Raw genomic sequence first — 18,178 nt, 5'->3', positions numbered from 1 at the left:
GGGACGAGGGTAGGCCACGGCACCCGCGGGGATCAGGAGAGGACGGTGGTCCAGGCCTCGCGGTCCTCCGGGCGGGGCGGGACGTAGTCGCTGGGGATGACCTCCGCGGGCGCCGGGTGGGCGCGGGCCTTGAGCTCGAGCATCCGCTGCACGTCGTCCAGGGGCGTGGGCGAGTTGTCGGCGCGCAGGTCGACGTCGAGCAGCACGGGGTACTGGAAGCCCGCGAGGGTGTCGGCCACGAGGACGGCGGCGCTCTGCTGGCCGCGCCGGTCCCCGCCCGCGTCGAGGCCGGCCTGCAGGACCTGGATCAGCACGTCGGCCATCTCCAGGCTGGTCAGCCCGGGAACGGCCAGGCCCTGTTCGGCGGCGTCGCGCATGTCGTCGATCACCTCGGGCCCGGCCAGGAGGTTGCCGACGACCACGAAGTCCTGGCCCACCGCCCCGCCGGCCCAGGACTCGCACCGGTCACCGGTGTACTGCGCCCCGGGGCCGTGCACGGGCAGGGCCGCGACCTGCCGCATGGGCAGGTCCGGGTCCACGGCAGGCAGCGCCCGCACGGCCTCCTCGGCGGTGCGCCCGTGGTGCAGGGAGCGGAGCATCTCGTAGCGCAGCCGCCGGTTCGTCCACGCCTGCGAGGCCACGACCCCGGCGGTGGGCACGAGCGCCGGCACGGCGTTGCCCACCGCCAGGGAGTAGCTCGCCGTGGCGGCTCCCAGCAGCCGGGAGTCGGCGGTGCGGGCGATCACGGTGTAGGTCAACGGGTACCTCCTGGGCCACGGCGGCGGCGTCGGCTCGTCCTGGGCGGGTTCTCGGCGGGCCGGCGGGAACCCTGCTCCGCTCTTCTCGCTGGGCCCGGTCGGCCACGCCGCCCGCCGGGGAGCGCCGCGCCGGGTCCGGGCCGAACGGCTCCTTCCTATCACCGGGAGGCGGCGGATGGCACGCGGAGCCCGGGGCTGCGCCCGGGCGACCGGGACCGCTACCGGGCCGGGCTGCCGGGCTCGGCCTCCGGCCCGGCCTCGAGCTGGGCCACGACGGGGAAGTGGTCGGAGGCCCAGGTGCCGCGGGGACGCTCGGCCACCACGCGGGCGCCGAGCACCTGCACCGGGCCCCGGTGCAGGATCCAGTCCAGGCGCGGGGTGCGGGGCCCCGGCTCGCGGTAGCGGTGGAAGGTCCCGGGGGCGTCCGCGGGCAGGACGTCGCGCAGGCCCCCGGCCAGCGCCGCGTCCCAGGTGCGGGAGCGGCCGGCGGGGGCGTTCATGTCCCCCAGCAGCAGCAGCGGCCCGTCCCACCCGAGCTGGGCCGGCTGGAGGGCGGCCAGCGCCCGCAGCCGCGAGCGCTCCGACCAGGGGTCCAGGTGGGTCGCCAGGACCCGCCACCGCACCCGGGTCCGCCGGTCCAGGAGGTCCGCCCGGACGGCGGTGCGGGGACACGGCTGGCCGGGCCACTTGGAGCCGGGCACGTCGGGGGTGGGCGAGAGCCACTGCTGGTGCCAGTCGAGGATCTCGAAGCGGCCGGTGTCCACGGCCAGCAGGCACCGCTCGCCCCGCTGGGCCGCGTCGCGGCCGCGGCCCAGCAACGCGTGGCCCGGGCCGAAGGCCTCCCGCAGCGGGTGCAGCTGCTCCGGGACGACCTCCTGCAGGGCGGCGAGACCGGGACGGTGCGCGCGGAGCACCGCCTGGACGGCGGGCAGGCGGGTGAACCAGGCGTCGGGGGCGCCCCGGCGGTACCGGGGCAGCGGGCGCCGGACGTTGAAGGTCATGGCCGTGAACGCGCCGCGGCCCCGCGGACCGGGTCGGTCGGCGGGGCCGGGGCGGGCGGTGGCGCTCACGGTCGGGGGCGGTGCACTACTGGGCCGCGGACTCCGCGGCGCCCCGCTCGGTGCTCTCCCCGCCGTGCTGGAGGACGCCGCCGCTGTTCTCGAGGTGGGCGCGCATGAACCACTGGAACAGCTCGAGCTCCTTGACCTGGCCGATGAGGATGTCCTCGGTGATCGGGTCGAGCTCGCCGACCTTCTCGATGGCCCCGCGGTGGTCCTCGATCACGCCGTTGTACACGACGTCCAGGGCGGCGAGGTGCTCCACGCCGGTGGCCCGGTTGACGGAGTAGTCGTCCCAGGTGCGGGCCTGCACGAGGTCCCCGGGCAGGCCGCTGGGGCCCACGCCCATGGTCGCCATGCGCTCGGCGAGCTCGTCGACGAAGCCGCGGACGAGCTCGATCTGCGGGTCCAGCATCTCGTGGACGGAGATGAAGTTGGGGCCCACCACGTTCCAGTGGGCGTGCTTGAGGGTCAGCTGCAGGTCGTTGAGGGCGTGCAGGCGCTGCTGGAGGGTCTGCGCGACCTCGTGGCCGTCCTCGGTGGAGAGGCCGGGCACGGTGTAGGGGGCAGAGCGCGGGTTCTGGGCGGCCATGGGTTCGTCTCCTTCTTCCGGCCCGCCGGCGTCCGGCAGGCCTCGATCGACACCTGTGAGTTGCTCGCGACAGCGAGCCGTCCGCCCCCCACTATGGCACGCCGCCCCCGGACTGTCAGCACCCTGTCATTCGCTGTCCGCGATATCGAAGGCCTTGTCACCACCCCGGAGCGCTGGTTGTCTGGACCCATGAACACGACACCCGCCTCCGGCGACCGGATCCCCGACGACCCCCACCTGGCCGACGACGTCGGCGTGCCCGACACCCCCGCGCGGGATCTCGAGACCGCCCCGGAGCCCAGCGGCCTGACCAACGCCGGCCAGCGCATCCCCGGCGTGAGCGACGCCGGGGAGCCCGCCCACGAGGTCACGGGCGACGACCAGGACCCGGCCGCGGGCGCCTACCAGCCCCCGACCTCGGACTGAGCGCGGAAGTTCCCGCCCCCCGCCCCTCAGCGGCGGCGCCCTGTCGGGTGCCGCCGCTACGCTGTGCCCCATGAGCACCCGAGGCACCAGCACCGGCGGGATCGCCGCGGCCACCGGCATCCCCTGGGAGACATGGACGGCGCGGCTCGAGGAGCTGGGCGCCCGGCGGATGGGGCACGCCGAGATCGCCCGGCACGTGGCCGGGCAGCTCGCGGGCGTCGTCGCCAACCACGAGTGGTGGGCCCAGGCCGTCACCGTGGCCTACGAGCAGCACGTCGGCGCCCGGCGCCCCGGCCAGACCGGGGACGGGCGCTTCAACGTCAGCGCCGGCCGCACCGTGGACGGCAGCCTCGACGAGGCCCTCGCCCGCTGGAGCGCCGTCATGGCCGGGCGCTCGGACGCCGCCGGGGTGGCCTTCGCGGACGAGCCCAGCACGAGCGCCACCGAGAAGTGGCGCTACTGGCGCGTGCGCCTGGCCGACGGCACCCGGGTCTCCGTGAACGTCGGGACCAGGGGCCCGGGCCGCTCCGGGGTGGCCGTCGCGCACGCCGGACTGGCCGCGGCGGAGGACGTCGAGCCGTGGCGCGCCTTCTGGAAGGGCCGGCTGCGCGAGCTCTGAGCCGCGCCCTCCACCGCCCGGACGCACACCCCGCTTGTGGCGCACGTCACGGCTCGCCTACGGTGACCCCGGTACCTGAGACGAGGAGTATCGGATGACCGCGCCCTACCCCCACCTGACGGCCCCGCTGGACCTGGGCTTCACCACCCTGCCCAACCGCGTGCTCATGGGATCCATGCACACCGGCCTGGAGGAGCAGCCCGGCGGCTTCGAGCGCCTGGCCGCGTTCTACGCCGAGCGGGTGCGCGGCGGCGTCGGGCTCATCGTCACGGGCGGGATCGGCCCCAGCCCCGAGGGCGCCACCCGTCCCGGGGCCGCCCTCCTGGCCACCCCCGAGGAGGTGGCCGGGCACCGCACGGTCACCGGCGCCGTGCACGCGGAGGGCGGCAGGATCGCCCTGCAGATCCTGCACTCCGGCCGCTACGCCCAGAGCACGGCCGCCGTCGCGCCGAGCGCGCTGCGCGCCCCCATCAGCCCGGTCGTCCCGCACGAGCTCACCGACGAGGAGATCGAGCGGACCATCGAGGACTTCGCCCGCACGGCCGTCCTGGCCCGGGAGGCCGGCTACGACGGGGTGGAGGTCATGGGCTCCGAGGGCTACCTCATCAACGAGTTCGTCGCCGCCGGGACCAACCACCGCACCGACGAGTGGGGCGGGTCCTGGCACCACCGGATGCGCCTGCCCGTCGAGATCGTCCGGCGGGTCCGGGAGCGCACGGGCCCCGACTTCGTCCTGATCTACCGGCTGTCCATGCTCGACCTCGTCCCGGGCGGGTCCACGCTCGAGGAGGTGGTCGAGCTCGCCCGGGCGGTCGAGGCCGCCGGAGCCACGCTGCTCAACACCGGGATCGGCTGGCACGAGGCCCGCGTCCCCACCATCGCCACGGTCGTGCCGCGCGGCGGCTTCGCGTGGGTGACCCGCCGGCTCAAGGGCGAGGTCGGCATCCCGCTGGTCGCCGTCAACCGGATCAACACCCCCGCGACCGCGGAGCGCATCCTGGCCGACGGCGACGCCGACATGGTCTCCCTCGCCCGGCCCCTCCTGGCCGACCCCGACTTCGTCGCGAAGGCGGCCGCGGGCCGGGCCGACGCCATCAACACGTGCATCGCCTGCAACCAGGCGTGCCTCGACCACACCTTCGCGGGCCGCACGGCCTCCTGCCTGGTCAACCCCCGCGCCGGCCACGAGACGCTGCTGCGGCTCGGGCCCACCCGCCGGGCCGAGCGGATCGCCGTCGTGGGGGCGGGCCCCGCGGGCCTGGCGTTCGCGGTCAACGCCGCGGAGGCCGGGCACGCCGTCACCCTCTTCGAGGCCGGCGACCGGATCGGCGGCCAGTTCCTGCTCGCGCTGCGCGTCCCCGGCAAGGAGGAGTACGCCGAGACCCTGCGCTACTACGCCGTGCGCCTCGCCGAGCTGGGCGTGGACGTGCGGACGGGGACGGCCGCGGGGCCCGGGCACCTCGCCGGCTTCGAGCGGATCGTGCTGGCCACCGGCGTGGAGCCGCGCGTGCCGGCGATCGAGGGCGTGGACCACCCGTCGGTCGCGGGCTACCGCGACGTCCTGGAGGGCGCCCCCGTCGGGCGGCGCGTCGCGGTCCTCGGAGCCGGCGGCATCGGCTTCGACGTCGCGCAGTTCCTCGTCCACGACCCCGCCCCCTCCGGGCACGACTTCTACCGCAGCTGGGGGGTGGACACCACGCTCTCCACCCGCGGCGGCCTCGTCCCGCCGCGGCCGCCGCGCCCCGCGCGGGAGGTGACGCTGCTGCAGCGCTCCCCGGGCAGGCCGGGCGAGCGCCTGGGCCGGACCACCGGCTGGATCCACCGGGCGTCGTTGAAGGCCGCGGGCGTGCGGATGCTGGGCGGGGTGGGCTACCGGAGGATCGACGACGCGGGGCTGCACCTGGTGGTGCCCGGCCCCGGCGGGCCGGTGGAGCAGGTGCTGGCCGTGGACACCGTGGTGCTGTGCACCGGCCAGGAGCCGGCGCGGCGGCTGCACGACGCCCTGCTGGCGGCCGGCCACGACGCCGAGGCCGTGCCGGTGCACCTCGTCGGCGGGGCGGACGTGGCCGCCGAGCTCGACGCCAAGCGGGCGATCCGGCAGGCCACCGAGCTCGTCGCCGCCCTCGGCTGACGTCCCGGGCTCAGCGCCCGGCGGCGTAGCCCTGGGCGCCGCGCGGGTTCGCCGCGGCCCCGACCACCCCGGTGGCCGGGTCGCGGGTCACCACCGAGAGCCGCCCGAGCGACCAGTCCCCCGCCCGCACGACCCGGTGCCCGCGCCGCGCCAGGCCGGCGAGCACGGCCGGGCCGAGCCGGTCCTCGACCACCGCGCCGCCGGGCTCCCACGTGCGCGGCCAGAAGGAGCCGGGCACGGAGGTGGTGTGCAGGGTCGGCGCGTCGACGGCCTGCTGGGGCGTGTAGCCGCCGACGATCGTGCGCAGCAGCCACGGCAGCTGCCACTGGTCCTGCTGGTCCCCGCCGGGCGAGCCGAGCGCCGCCACCGCGTGCCCGTCCCGGAGCACGAGCGTGGGGGTCAGCGTGGTGCGCGGGCGCCGGCCGGGCCGCAGCTGCGAGGGGCCCTCCTCGAGCCACGTCATCTGCAGCCGGGAGCCGAGGCAGAACCCCAGCTCCGGGATCGTGGGCGAGGACTGCAGCCATCCGCCGGAGGGGGTCACGGCGACCATGTTGCCCCACCGGTCGACCACGTCGATGTGGCAGGTGTCCCCGCGGGTCTCCCCCGTGGGCCGGACCGTGGGCTCCCCCGCCGCGGACAGCGCGGAGGAGTCTCCCGGGTGATATTCCGTGCGCAGCGGCGGCACGAACGGCTCGCGGCCCGGGACCCGGCCCGGACGGAACCCGTGCGCGGCGGTGTCCGTGATCAGCGCCCGCCGCTGCGCCGCGTACTCCGGCGAGAGCAGGTGGGCGAGCGGCACGTCGCCGTCGCCGTACCAGGCCTCGCGGTCGGCGAGCGCGAGCTTCTGCGCCTCCAGCAGGGTGTGCGCGCCGAGGGCGGTGGAGGGGTCCAGCCGCTCGTCGTCGAGCCCGTCGAGCAGCGCCAGCGCCTGGAGCAGCGCGGGGCCCTGGCCCCACGGCCCGCTCTTGGCGATCGTGCGGCCGCGGAACCCGAGGGTCGTCGCGGGCTCGTACCCGGACTCGAAGGCCGCGAGGTCCTCCACGGTCATGACCCCGGCATGGTCGGTGCCCGAGGAGTGCCGGTGCGGGACGGCGAGGAAGTCGACGGCGGCCCGGGCCACGAAGCCCTCCCGCCAGGCGCGGCGGGCGGCGTCGATGCGGGAGGCGCGGTCCGGCCGGTCCGCGCCGGCCTCGACGAGGCGCTCGAGCACCCGGGCGTACGCCGGGTTGCGGATCACCTCGCCCGCGGCCGGGGGGCGGCCCTGCGGCATCCACTGCCGGGCCGAGGACGGCCAGTGCTCGGTGAACAGCCGCGCGACCGCCGCGATCGTGGCCCCCACCCGGCCGAGCACGGGGTGGCCGTCGCGGGCGTAGCCGGCCGCGAACCCCAGCACGTCGGCGAGCTCCCACGTGCCGTGGTCGCGCAGGAGCACGAACCAGGCGTCCACCGCGCCCGGGACGGCGGCCGCGAGCGCCCCGGCGCCGGGCACGAGCTCGAGGCCCTCCGCGCGGTAGTGCTCCACGCTCGCCCCGGCCGGGGCGGGCCCCTGTCCCATGAGCACGACGGGCCGGCCCGGGTCCGCGGCCGTGGCGAACAGGCCCACGAGGTCCCCGCCGGGCCCGTTGAGGTGGGGCTCCACGACGTGCAGCACGAAGCCTCCGGCCACCGCGGCGTCGAAGGCGTTCCCGCCGCGCTCCAGGACGGCCTGCGCGGCCGCCGTGGCGAGCCAGTGCGTCGAGGCGGCCATCCCGAACGTGCCCTGCAGGTCCGGGCGCGTGCTGAAGGAGCTGGGCGGGGTGTAGGGCACGGTGCGGTCCTCTCCGGCAGGGGTCCAGGCTATCCCCGGCTCGCCCGGGGGCCGGGAGCACCGCCGCAGCGCGTCCGCGCCGTCGCGCTCCTGCCGCCGCCTCCTCCTGCCGGGCGGGCCGGCCGGTGTCCGTCCGAGCCCTCGGCCACCGGGCCGTCGACCTCGCCGGCGCGAACATCGCCGGGCGCCCCCGCACGACGGCGTCACAACCCGTGTCCGGACGGATCCTGGAGCCGGACTGCCCGATACTGGTGTCCCCGGATCCCGCGCACGGTGCAGGAGGAGACGATGCGTGCACACCCTGGTGGCCCCCGCTTCCCGGGGGCACGGCCATGATGGTCGCCCTGGGCCTGGTCCTGATGGTCCTCGCCGTGGCCGTCGTGCTGGCCACGGCCCGGCGCGAGGTCCTGATGGAGGCCGACCGGCTCACCGCCGGGACGGTCGCCTCCACGATGGCCGTGGTGGCCGCCGGGATCGTGCTGTTCATCACGGGAGCCGCGATCGCCGGCATGTCGGTGCTGCTGACGCTGGGCCTCTCGCTCCGGCCCTGACCCCGGGCCGCAGGGAGCGCCGCGTCAGCTCTCGACGAGGATCCCGTCCTCGTCGGCCCAGACCGTGCGGCCGGGGACGAACGTGGTCCCCTCGATGACGACCGGCACGTCCTGCTCCCCGACGCCGTCCTTCGCGGACTTGCGCGGGTTGGACCCCAGCGCCTTGATCCCCAGCGGCAGCTGCGCGAGCGCGACCCGGTCCCGGACCGGGCCGTTGATGATCACGCCCGCCCAGCCGTTGCGCACGGCGGCCTCCGCGATCATGTCGCCCATCAGGGCCGTGCCCATCGAGCCGTGGCCGTCGACGACCAGCACCGCGCCCTCGCCGGGCGAGTTCAGCAGGGCCTTGACGAGGGCGTTGTCCTGGAAGCAGCGGATCGTGCGCACCGGGCCGGTGAACGCGCGCACCCCGCCCAGGTCGAGGAACTGGCGGGGGCAGGACATCAGCTGCTCCCCGCGCTCGTCGTAGAGGTCGGCGGTCGAGAACGGGCGGGGATCGGTCATGGGCTGCTCCTCGGCGTGGACGGGCGTGGACGGGCGTGGACGGGCGTGGACGGGCGTGGGCGGGCGCGGACGGCCTCCGGTAGCGGTCCCGGGCACCACAGTAGCCACGCCCGTGGACGGGGTCAGCCCTCCGCGCGCTCCGCCGGCCGGCCGGGGGCGTCCTCGGGGGACGGGCCCACGGTCGTGCCCAGCGGGATCTCCTCGATGAGCAGGGACAGCACCAGGCACGCCGCCGCGACGGGCAGCCCCCACAGGAAGACGGGGGGCAGGGCCTGCGCGAAGGCCTGTCCTACAGCGTCCTGCACCGGAGCGGGCAGGGACGCGAGCACCTGGGGGCTCAGGGCATCGACGTCGAGGGCGGGCGCCGCCGGGCCCGCCGGCAGGGCGGCGCCGAGGGCGTCGTCGAGCCGGGCGACGAACAAGGAGCCGAACACCGAGATCCCGAAGGACGCCCCGATCTGGCGGAAGTAGTTCGACGACGACGTCGCCGCGCCCACGTCCGCGGAGGGCACCGCGTTCTGGACGATCAGCACGAGGTTCTGCATCAGGCAGCCGATCCCGAGACCGATGACCACCATGCCCGTGGCCGTGAGGGCGTAGGGGGTGGTCTCGTCGATCCGCGACAGCAGCACCAGGCCCCCGGCCATCACCACCGAGCCCAGCACCGGCCACGCCCGGTACCGCCCGGTGCGCGCGATCCGCCGGCCGGTCCCGATCGTGCCCACGAGCATGCCGACGGTCACGGGGATCATCATGAGCCCGGAGCCGGTGGCCGAGGCCCGGTCCACCATCTGCAGGTACGTCGGCAGGTAGGAGATGGTGGCGAACATGATCACGCCCATCCCCACGGCCGCCGCGGTGGGGACCAGGAAGTTGCGCACCCGGAACAGGTGCAGCGGGATGATCGGCTTCGCGGCCCGGCGCTCCACGAGCACGAACAGCGCGGCCAGCACCGCGGCCGCCGCGGCCAGGCCCAGGATCTGCGGGCTCGCCCACCCGTACGCGGTGCCGCCCCACGTGGTCAGGAGCACGAACGCCGTGCTGCCCAGCGCGAGCAGCACGGTCCCGAGGACGTCCAGGCGCACGGGCCCGCGCGGGGCGTGGGGCAGGTGCAGGTAGCGAGGGATGAACACGAGCGTGACCAGGCCCAGGGGCAGGTTGATGTAGAACACCCAGCGCCAGCTCACGAGGTCGGTGAGGAACCCGCCCAGCAGCGGCCCGCTCACCGAGGCCAGGCCGAAGGCCGCCCCGATGATCCCCATGTACTTCCCGCGCTCCCGGGCGGGGACGAGGTCGGCGATGATCGCCTGCGCCCCGATCAGCAGACCGCCGCCGCCGAGGCCCTGCAGGGCGCGGAAGACGATGAGCTGGGTCATGTCCTGGGCGACCCCGGCCAGCATCGACCCGGCCAGGAAGACCACCACGGCCACGAGGAAGATCCGCTTGCGGCCGTAGAGGTCGCCGAGCTTGCCGTAGACCGGCAGCCCCACGGTGGCGGCGAGCACGTAGGCGGTGATCGCCCAGGAGATCCGCTCCAGCCCGTTGAGGTCCCCCACGATGGAGGGCAGGGCCGTGGCCACGATCGTCTGGTCGAGGGCCGCGAGCAGCACGGCCATCAGCAGGCCCAGGAACGTCAGGCGCAGCCGGCGGTCCCCGGCGCCGCCGACCGCCGTCCCGCTCAGCGGTCCGCGCCGATCACGGTGGCGCCCTCGGGCCCGCCGGTCGCGGCTGCCGCCGCGCAGGACAGGGCCGGAGCCCCCGGGCGGACGAGCCGTTCCTCAGGATGCTGCACCACAGGATTCTCGCGCCCCCGGGAACCCCTGGCAAGGGGAGCTGACCCGCCCGTCCCGGACCGCCCATCGGGCTCACAGGCGCCACGTCTACTATCCTGGAGAACGCCTGACCCGAGACCGGGGGCATGCGCACCGTGATCGACGCCAGGAAGGAGGCGCCATGGGATTCCTCGAGAGCCTCGAGAACAACATCGAGAAGGCCGTCCGCGCCGCCTTCGCCACCGGCTCCCGCAAGCGGGTGGAGGCGGTCGAGATCGCCAGCGCCCTGCGGCGCGAGCTGGACCAGGAGGCGTTCACCATCTCCGCGGGCCGCACCATGGCCCCCAACGTGTTCGTGGTGGAGTTCTCCGACGAGGACTTCCCCCGCGCCCAGGACTGGGGCACGCCCCTCGCCGAGGAGCTGTGCGACGTCGTGATCAAGCACGCCCGCAGCCAGGCCTACACCCTCCAGGGGGCCGTGAAGGTCTCCTTCACCCGCAACCCCGAGGTGGAGGCGGGCGAGTTCCGCATCCACTCCTCCGCCCAGCGCACCGCGGAGTCCCCCAACACGCCGTCCACCCCGAGCGGGCACCGCATCGCCCGCAGCCACCGCCGCGAGGAGGCCGAGCCGCCCCCGCCCGCCCAGCACTGGATCCCGGTGCTCGACGTGGGCGGGGAGCGGTTCTCCATCAACGCGGACTCGATCGTGCTGGGCCGCTCCGCCGAGGCGGACATCACGGTGGAGGACACCGGGGTGTCCCGCAAGCACCTCGAGATCCGGCGCCAGGGCGAGCACTTCCTGGCCGTGGACCTGGGCTCGACCAACGGCTCGTACGTGGACGGGGAGCGGGTGATCGGCCGCACCGAGCTGGTCAACGGGTCCGTGATCACCATGGGGCGCACCCGGATCACGTTCCGCCTCCTGACCCCGAAGGGGCACCGCTGAATGTCCGAACTGACCGTCACGCTGCTCCGCTTCGGCTTCCTGGCCCTGCTGTGGATCTTCATCTTCAGCATCGTCGCCAGCCAGGGCCGTGACCTGGCGGTCGGCGGGAAGCTGCCGGCCGCCCTCACCCGCTCCCGCCGGCGCGGCGCCGAGCGCACGCCGCCCGCGCCCCCGGCGGCGACGGCGGCGGTGCCCCCGGCCGGGGGCACCCCCACGGGCCAGCGCTCCCGCCCCCAGACCCTGGTCGTGCTCGACGGGCCGCTGCGCGGCCGCAGCTTCGCCCTCGGCAGCGCCCCCGTGCTCATGGGCCGCTCCCCCGAGGCCACCGTGCCCCTCGGGGACGACTACGCCTCGGGCCGCCACGCGCGGCTGTTCCCGCAGGGCTCCCGCTGGTTCCTCGAGGACCTCGGCTCCACCAACGGCACCTACGTGGCCGACCAGCGCCTCACCCGGGCCGTGCCCCTCGACGCCGGGACCCCGTTCCGGGTGGGCAAGACCGTCCTGGAACTGAGGCCCTGACGCATGGGGATCGCCTTCCGCTACGCCGCGCGCTCCGACGTGGGCCGGGTCCGTTCGAAGAACGACGACTCCGCCTACGCCGGCCGCTACCTGGCCGTGGTCGCCGACGGCATGGGCGGGCACGTGGGCGGCGACGTCGCCTCCGCGTCGGCGGTCATCGACCTGACCTCCCTCGACCGGCCCGACCACCACGGGGAGGGCGCCACCGTCCTCGCGGACGAGATCCAGAACGCCAATCAGAACCTGGCCCGGCTCGTGGTCGGCAACCCCCGGCTGGGCGGGATGGGCACCACCGTCACGGCCCTGCTCGCCGACGGGCAGGACCTCGTCGTCGCGCACATCGGCGACTCCCGCGCGTACCGGCTGAGCGGGGAGGGCTTCCGCCAGGTCACCCGGGACCACACGTTCGTGCAGCGGCTCATCGACGAGGGCCGGCTGCGCCCCGAGGAGGCCGAGTCCCACCCGCACAAGAACGTCCTGATGCGCGTGCTCGGCGACGTCGACGCCTCCCCCGAGATCGAGGTCGAGGTGCTGCGCCCCGAGGTCGGCGAGCGCTGGCTGCTGTGCTCGGACGGGCTCAACGCCGTCGTGCGCCCGGAGACCATCGAGTCGGTGCTGCGCTCCACCGGGGACCTCAACCAGATCGTCGACACCCTCGTGGAGCTCACCCTCGACCGAGGGGCCCCCGACAACGTCACCGTGGTGGTGGTCCAGGTCTTCGAGACCGACGACGGCGCCCCGCCCGCCCCCCAGGAGGGGGAGGCCCACGGGGCGGTGCCCGACCCCGAGCACGCCCGGACCTCCGACGAGCTCACCGCCGCGACGGACCCGGCGAGCCCCTCCTCGCCCGCCCCGCAGCCCCGCTCCGAGTCCTCGGCCGCCCTGCTGCGCCGGGACCTCGCGGCGCGCCCGCACCTGCTCGTGGGCGCCGCCGCCAACGCCACCCAGACCGGGCGCATCCCCACGGTCAGCGACAGCGTCCTGCAGCGCCGGGCCACGCTCGTGCGCACCTCGACCCCCGACACCCTGGCCGACCCGCGAGAGGTCGAGTCCGCCCTGCACCGCGCGGAGGCGGCCGCGGCCCCGTCGCCGCGCCGGCGCCGGCGCCGGCGCGCACTGGCCGTGCTCACCCTCGCCACGGTCGGGCTGCTGCTGGTCGCGGGCGGATGGCTCGCCAACGGCTGGATCAGCTCCCAGTACTACGTCGGCGAGGACGAGGGCAACGTGGCCATCTACAACGGCGTCTCCCAGAGCCTCGGGCCCGTGGGCCTGAGCGACCTGGAGCAGAGCACGGACCTGCGCGTCGAGGACCTGCCCAGCTACGCCCAGGCGCGGGTGCGCAACGCGATCCCGGCCGGCAGCCTGGAGGAGGCCGAGCGGATCGTGCGCGAGCTGCGGGACTCCGCGCGGGGCGGGAGCGCCGCGCCGACCCCCACGCCCCGCCCGACCGGCACGGTCCGGCGGGCCACCGGCTCGCCGGTGCCCACCGCCCCGAGCTCCTCCCCGTCCGAGAGCCCCGGAGGTGCCCGATGAGCGCCGTCACCGCGCCCCCCGCCCCCGCGCCCGTCCAGAAGCCGCGGCGGATCACGGAGCTGGCCCTGCTGGTCGTCGCCGTGGGCGTCGGCGTGGCCGCCAACATCCTCGTGGACCCGGACCAGCTCGGCTCCGGGGACCCGCACATCCTGGTCACCGGGCTCGTGCTGGGCATCGGGGCGCTGCTGCTGCACGTGGTGCTGTGGCTGCGCGCGCGCTACGCCGACCCCTACCTCCTGCCCATCGCCGTCGCCCTCAACGGCCTGGGGATCGCCATGATCCACCGGATCGACCTCACCACGGACCAGACGGCCGCGGACTCGCAGGTGCTGTGGACGGCCCTGGCCATGACCGCCGCCGGGCTCGTCCTGTGGTTCCTCAAGGACCACCGGGTGCTGCGCCGCATCACCTACATCTCACTGGTGCTCAGCGGCCTGCTGCTCCTGCTGCCGCTGCTGCCGGGACTGGGCCTCGAGCTCAACGGCGCGCGGATCTGGATCTCCGTGGGCGGGCGCACCTTCCAGCCCGGCGAGGTCGCCAAGATCACCCTGGCCGTCTTCTTCGCCGGCTACCTCTCGACCAACCGGGACCTCATCCTCCTGGCCGGGCGCAAGCTGGGCCCGGTGCGGTTCCCGCGGTTCCGCGACATGGCGCCCATGTTCACGGCGTGGCTCATCGCGATCGGCGTGCTGGTGTTCCAGCGCGACCTCGGCTCCGCCATCCTGTTCTTCGGCCTGTTCGTGGCCATGATCTACCTCGCCACCAGCCGGCTGAGCTGGATCATCATCGGTGTGCTGCTCGTGGCCCTGGGCGGCTTCCTCGCCAGCCAGGTCTTCGGGCACGTGGCCGCCCGCCTCGACTCGTGGCTCAACGCCTTCGACCCGGAGGTCTACAACCGGGCGCCCGGGGGGTCCGCGCAGATCGTACAGGGCCTGTTCGGGCTCTCCTCGGGCGGGCTGTTCGGCCAGGGCCTGGGCCAGGGCCGGCCCGACCTCGTCTCCTACGCCAACTCGGACATGATCATCACCGCGTTCGGCGAGGAGCTGGGGCTCATCGGCGTCAGCGCGATCCTCGTGCTGTTCTTCCTCTTCGTCACCCGCGGCTTCCGGGCGGCGCTCGGCACCCGGGACGCGTTCGGCAAGCTGCTGGCGGCGGGGCTGTCCGCGGTCATCGTCCTGCAGCTGTTCGTGGTGGTGGGCGGCGTCACCCGGCTCATCCCGCTGACCGGGCTCACCACGCCGTTCATGTCCGCCGGCGGGTCCTCGCTGCTGTCCAACTGGATCATCGCGGCGATCGTCCTGGCGATCTCCCACACCGCCCGGCGCCCGGTGGTCACGGGCCCGGCCACCGAGGAGGACCTCGCGGAGGTCGCCGCCCACGAGGCGGCGCTGCGGGAGGCCTCCCGCCGGGACGAGCAGGAGCGCGCCGAGCGCCTCGAGCGCCGCCGTGCCCGCCGCGACGGCACCGCCGACGACGAGGACGACGCCGAGCACGACGCGACCGCGGACGCCACCGCCCGGCAGCGCGCCGTCGGGCCGGCGACCGCGCGCACCGCCGCGGTCCCCGCGGCCCCGGCCGAGCCCGCCGCCACGGAACCGATCACCGCCGCGGGACCGGGTGCGCGCCGGGCCGCCGACGACGGCGGCACCCCCACCGAGGCGATGTCCCGCCTCACCGACCAGGACCGCCGCGGCGGCGCAAGCACCGAGAACGGAGGAGCACCGTGAACCGGGCGATCCGACACACGTGGACGGCCGGCGTGGCGATCTTCACCGTGCTGCTCCTGGCGCTGACCTACGTGCAGTTCTTCGCGGCCCGCACCCTCGAGGCGCACCCGTGGAACAACCGCAGCCTCTACGACCAGTTCGGGGCGGACCGGGGCGCGATCCTCGTGGACGGCGACCAGAAGGCCTTCTCCGAGCCCTCGGACGACGACTTCGAGTACCAGCGTGGCTACACGGACCCCCTGATGTACGGGCACCTGACCGGGTACTTCTCGCTGGTCTACGGCGCCACCGGCCTGGAGGCCGCCATGGGCGACGAGCTCTCGGGCGCCTCCGCCGACCAGTTCTACGACCGCGTGGTCTCGATGTTCTCGGGCGACCAGCCCACGGGCGCGTCGGTGGAGCTGACCATCGACCCCGTCCTGCAGCAGAGGGCCTACGAGCTGCTGCAGGGGCACAAGGGCTCCGTCGTCGCCCTGGACCCGAGGACCGGGGCGATCCTCGCCATGGTCTCGACCCCGGGCTACGACCCCAACGAGCTCGCCTCGCACAACTCCGCGTCCGTGATCGCCGCGGCGGAGCGGCTCAACGCGGACGCTGACCAGCCCCTGATCAACCGGGCGATCGCCGGGGACCTCTATGCCCCCGCCTCGACGTTCAAGATCATCGACACCGTGGCCGCCCTGGAGTCGGGGCAGTACACCACGCAGACGCAGATCCCGAACCCCCAGGAGCTGCCGCTGCCCGGCACCGATGTCACCCTGCCCAACTACGTGGGCGGCGGGTGCACCGCGCGCACGCAGGCGGACCTCGAGTTCGCGCTGGAGCAGTCCTGCAACACGCCCTTCGCCCAGATCGCCCTGGACCTCGGCGAGGACGCCATCCGGGAGACGGCGCAGAACTTCGGCTACGGGGAGTCCCTGTCCGTGCCGCTGCAGGTGACCCCGTCGCTGTTCCCGGAGGAGCTCAACGACTCGCAGCTGGCCCTGTCCTCCATCGGCCAGTACGACGTGCGCACCACGCCCCTGCAGGTCGCCATGATGAGCGCGGCGATCGCCAACGACGGCGTGCAGATGAAGCCGCAGCTCGTGCGCACGGTGCGGGCCGCGGACCTGTCCGTCCTGGAGGAGCCCAGCCCCGAGCAGCTGCGCCGCTCCACGAGCGCCGACGTCGCCGCCACGGTCACGGACCTCATGGTCCAGGTGGTCGACGAGGGCATCGCCCGCGGCGCCGCGGTCCCCGGGGTCGAGGTGGCCGGCAAGACGGGCACCGCCGAGATCGGCTCCGAGGAGGGGCTCAACGACTCCTGGTTCACCGGTTTCGCGCCGGCGGACGACCCCCAGGTGGCCCTCGCCGTCGTCTTCGAGGACGTCGACGTGGCGACGGGCGCCTCCCTGACCAGTCCGAGCGCCAAGCAACTCTTCGAGGCGGTGTTGAACAAGTGAGACCATCGTCGAGCACCGTCCTGGGCGGGCGCTACGCGCTGACCGATCGGATCGCGATCGGCGGCATGGGGGAGGTGTGGAAGGCCAAGGACCGGGTCCTGGGCCGCATCGTCGCCGTGAAGATCCTCAAGGAGGAGTACAACGGGGACCCCAACTTCCTGCAGCGCTTCCGCGCCGAGGCCCGGCACACCGCCCTGCTCAACCACCCGGGCGTCGCCAACGTGTTCGACTACGGCGAGGAGGAGGGCTCCGCCTTCCTGGTCATGGAGCTCGTTCCCGGCGAGCCGCTGTCCAACATCATCGAGCGGCGCAAGACCCTGGACCCGGACACCGTGCTGAACTACATCGGGCAGACCGCCCGCGCCCTCGCGGCCGCGCACGCCCAGGGCCTGGTGCACCGCGACGTCAAGCCCGGCAACCTGATCATCACCCCGGACAACCGCGTCAAGGTCACCGACTTCGGGATCGCCCGGCTCGCGGACCAGGTCCCGCTCACGGCCACGGGCCAGGTCATGGGCACCGCCCAGTACCTCGCCCCGGAGCAGGCCACGGGCCAGACGGCCACGGGCTCCTCCGACATCTACTCGCTGGGCATCATCGGCTACGAGTGCCTCGCCGGGCGGCGCCCGTTCACCGGGGAGTCGCAGATCGCGATCGCCCTCGCCCAGGTCAACGACCCGCCGCCGCCGCTGTCCGACGAGCTGCCCGAGCCGGTGCGCGCCCTCGTGCTGTCGATGCTGGCGAAGGACCCGAAGGAGCGCCCCGCCACGGCAGGCGCCCTCGCCACCGCCGTGGACGCCATCCGGCGCGGGGACGTCACGGCCGCGGTCGCGGCCGTGCCCGGAATGCGCGCCTTCCTGGACCTGCCCGACGACGACGCCACGCAGGCCATCGAGCCGGTGCGCGACGAGCCCACCCGGCTGCTGGCCCGCCAGGGCGCCGGCGCGGCCGGCGCCGCGGCGGGCGCCGCCCTGGGCGCCGGGGCGGCCACGGCGGACGCCCCCGCCCATCCCGTCACCGCGGAGCTCGGTCTCGTCGAGCCGCCGCGGGCCCCCGAGGCCGGCGGCGCACACCCGGTGGACGAGCCGCCGCGGCGCTCGGTGTGGGCCTGGCTGCTGCCGGTGCTGCTGGTGCTGGCCGTCAGTGCCGCGCTGCTGTGGTTCTTCCTGGTGCGGGACGCCGACCCGGTGGGCCGGGAGCCGTCCCCCACGGGCACCGTCGCCACGTCGGCCCTGCCGAGCACGAGCTCCCCCACCGCGACGGAGGCCTCGGACACCGTGGAGGTCCTCGCGGCCCGCTTCGAGGGCCGCCCGGTCGACGAGGTCGTCCAGGAGCTCTCCGACCTCGGCTTCGCCGTGCAGCGCCAGGGCCAGGCCTCCGACGGGGCGGTCGACACGGTGCTGTCGCTGGATCCCGTGGGCCAGGTGGCGCGCGGGGAGACGATCACGGTCGTCTTCTCGACCGGCCCGGACACCGTGGAGCTGCCCAGCGGCCTGGTCGGGCGTCCCTCCGAGGAGGTCCTCGCCGAGATCACCGGGGTGGGCGTCAACGTCACGCTCTACGAGGAGGTCAACGACGGCGCGGAGCCGGGCACGGTGCTGCGCACCGACCCGGTGGGCGGGTCCACCGTGCGCCCGGGCGACACGGTCGAGGTGTGGGTGGCCGTGGCACCGCCCGCGGCCACGACCACGGCGCCCCGGACCTCGGCCCCCAGCGCCCCGGTGCCCACCACGTCGGCGCCGGCCACCGGTGCGCCGACGCCGACCGCGACCCCGTCCGCCCGGGAGGACTGA

16 protein-coding genes are annotated in these 18,178 nt (G+C 75.1%); 10 read left to right on the top strand and 6 right to left on the bottom strand.

Annotation, left to right across the window (positions count from 1 at the left end):
- Positions 1-32: 32 nt before the first annotated feature.
- From ACYSMR_RS11260 to ACYSMR_RS11250, 3 genes are all read right to left on the bottom strand, one after another.
- The gene (locus ACYSMR_RS11260) at positions 33-758 is read right to left on the bottom strand and encodes a DUF1028 domain-containing protein (protein ID WP_251334430.1); all 726 of its coding nucleotides are present in this window, start codon (positions 756-758) and stop codon (positions 33-35) included.
- Between the two features lie 218 nt (positions 759-976).
- Positions 977-1,828, bottom strand: coding sequence for an endonuclease/exonuclease/phosphatase family protein (locus ACYSMR_RS11255; RefSeq protein WP_461745293.1), 852 nt, complete (start codon positions 1,826-1,828; stop codon positions 977-979).
- Between the two features lie 16 nt (positions 1,829-1,844).
- On the bottom strand, positions 1,845-2,408 hold the full coding sequence (locus ACYSMR_RS11250; RefSeq protein WP_309125400.1) for a Dps family protein: 564 nt from the start codon (positions 2,406-2,408) through the stop codon (positions 1,845-1,847).
- Between the two features lie 189 nt (positions 2,409-2,597).
- Between ACYSMR_RS11250 and ACYSMR_RS11245 the strand changes: the two genes are divergently transcribed.
- From ACYSMR_RS11245 to ACYSMR_RS11235, 3 genes are all read left to right on the top strand, one after another.
- A complete protein-coding gene (locus tag ACYSMR_RS11245; RefSeq protein WP_251334433.1) occupies positions 2,598-2,834 on the top strand; it encodes a hypothetical protein in 237 nt (78 codons plus the stop codon).
- 70 nt (positions 2,835-2,904) lie between these two features.
- Positions 2,905-3,453 (top strand): hypothetical protein, encoded by a 549-nt coding sequence (locus ACYSMR_RS11240; protein ID WP_461745290.1) that lies wholly within the window; start codon positions 2,905-2,907, stop codon positions 3,451-3,453.
- A 94-nt stretch (positions 3,454-3,547) separates the two neighbouring features.
- Positions 3,548-5,584 (top strand): NADPH-dependent 2,4-dienoyl-CoA reductase, encoded by a 2,037-nt coding sequence (locus ACYSMR_RS11235; protein WP_309126431.1) that lies wholly within the window; start codon positions 3,548-3,550, stop codon positions 5,582-5,584.
- A 10-nt stretch (positions 5,585-5,594) separates the two neighbouring features.
- Here the strand turns inward: ACYSMR_RS11235 and ACYSMR_RS11230 are convergent, their stop codons facing one another.
- Complete coding sequence (locus tag ACYSMR_RS11230; RefSeq protein WP_375142411.1) at positions 5,595-7,331, bottom strand: gamma-glutamyltransferase family protein; 1,737 nt, start codon at positions 7,329-7,331, stop codon at positions 5,595-5,597.
- A gap of 392 nt (positions 7,332-7,723) precedes the next feature.
- On the opposite strand from ACYSMR_RS11230, the gene ACYSMR_RS11225 reads away from it, so the two are divergent.
- Positions 7,724-7,942, top strand: coding sequence for a hypothetical protein (locus tag ACYSMR_RS11225; RefSeq protein ID WP_251334652.1), 219 nt, complete (start codon positions 7,724-7,726; stop codon positions 7,940-7,942).
- Between the two features lie 24 nt (positions 7,943-7,966).
- Here the strand turns inward: ACYSMR_RS11225 and rraA are convergent, their stop codons facing one another.
- Together rraA and ACYSMR_RS11215 are read right to left on the bottom strand one after the other, a co-directional pair.
- Entirely contained in the window at positions 7,967-8,446 is a 480-nt protein-coding gene (rraA, locus tag ACYSMR_RS11220; RefSeq protein WP_251334653.1) for a ribonuclease E activity regulator RraA, read from the bottom strand.
- A 122-nt stretch (positions 8,447-8,568) separates the two neighbouring features.
- Positions 8,569-10,074 carry an MDR family MFS transporter gene (locus ACYSMR_RS11215; protein WP_461748020.1) on the bottom strand — a complete coding sequence of 502 codons (1,506 nt, stop codon included), beginning with the start codon at positions 10,072-10,074 and terminating at the stop codon, positions 8,569-8,571.
- 325 nt (positions 10,075-10,399) lie between these two features.
- On the opposite strand from ACYSMR_RS11215, the gene ACYSMR_RS11210 reads away from it, so the two are divergent.
- The 6 genes from ACYSMR_RS11210 to ACYSMR_RS11185 are packed head-to-tail and all read left to right on the top strand — an operon-like array spanning position 10,400 to position 18,178.
- A complete protein-coding gene (locus ACYSMR_RS11210) occupies positions 10,400-11,164 on the top strand; it encodes an FhaA domain-containing protein (protein ID WP_251334655.1) in 765 nt (254 codons plus the stop codon).
- Positions 11,165-11,683 (top strand): FHA domain-containing protein FhaB/FipA, encoded by a 519-nt coding sequence (locus ACYSMR_RS11205; protein ID WP_461745287.1) that lies wholly within the window; start codon positions 11,165-11,167, stop codon positions 11,681-11,683. It abuts the gene before it with no gap.
- Positions 11,684-11,686: 3 nt separating this feature from the next.
- The gene (locus ACYSMR_RS11200) at positions 11,687-13,216 is read left to right on the top strand and encodes a PP2C family protein-serine/threonine phosphatase (protein ID WP_461745285.1); all 1,530 of its coding nucleotides are present in this window, start codon (positions 11,687-11,689) and stop codon (positions 13,214-13,216) included.
- On the top strand, positions 13,213-14,943 hold the full coding sequence (locus ACYSMR_RS11195) for an FtsW/RodA/SpoVE family cell cycle protein (protein WP_461745283.1): 1,731 nt from the start codon (positions 13,213-13,215) through the stop codon (positions 14,941-14,943). Before ACYSMR_RS11200 ends, ACYSMR_RS11195 begins: the two co-directional genes overlap by 4 nt.
- Complete coding sequence (locus tag ACYSMR_RS11190) at positions 14,940-16,385, top strand: peptidoglycan D,D-transpeptidase FtsI family protein (protein WP_251334659.1); 1,446 nt, start codon at positions 14,940-14,942, stop codon at positions 16,383-16,385. Before ACYSMR_RS11195 ends, ACYSMR_RS11190 begins: the two co-directional genes overlap by 4 nt.
- The gene (locus ACYSMR_RS11185) at positions 16,382-18,178 is read left to right on the top strand and encodes a protein kinase domain-containing protein (protein WP_461745281.1); all 1,797 of its coding nucleotides are present in this window, start codon (positions 16,382-16,384) and stop codon (positions 18,176-18,178) included. The genes ACYSMR_RS11190 and ACYSMR_RS11185 overlap by 4 nt, the downstream gene beginning before the upstream one ends.

Source organism: Kocuria sp. U4B (assembly GCF_054875615.1).
This window is presented reverse-complemented; position numbering and strand designations above follow the sequence as displayed.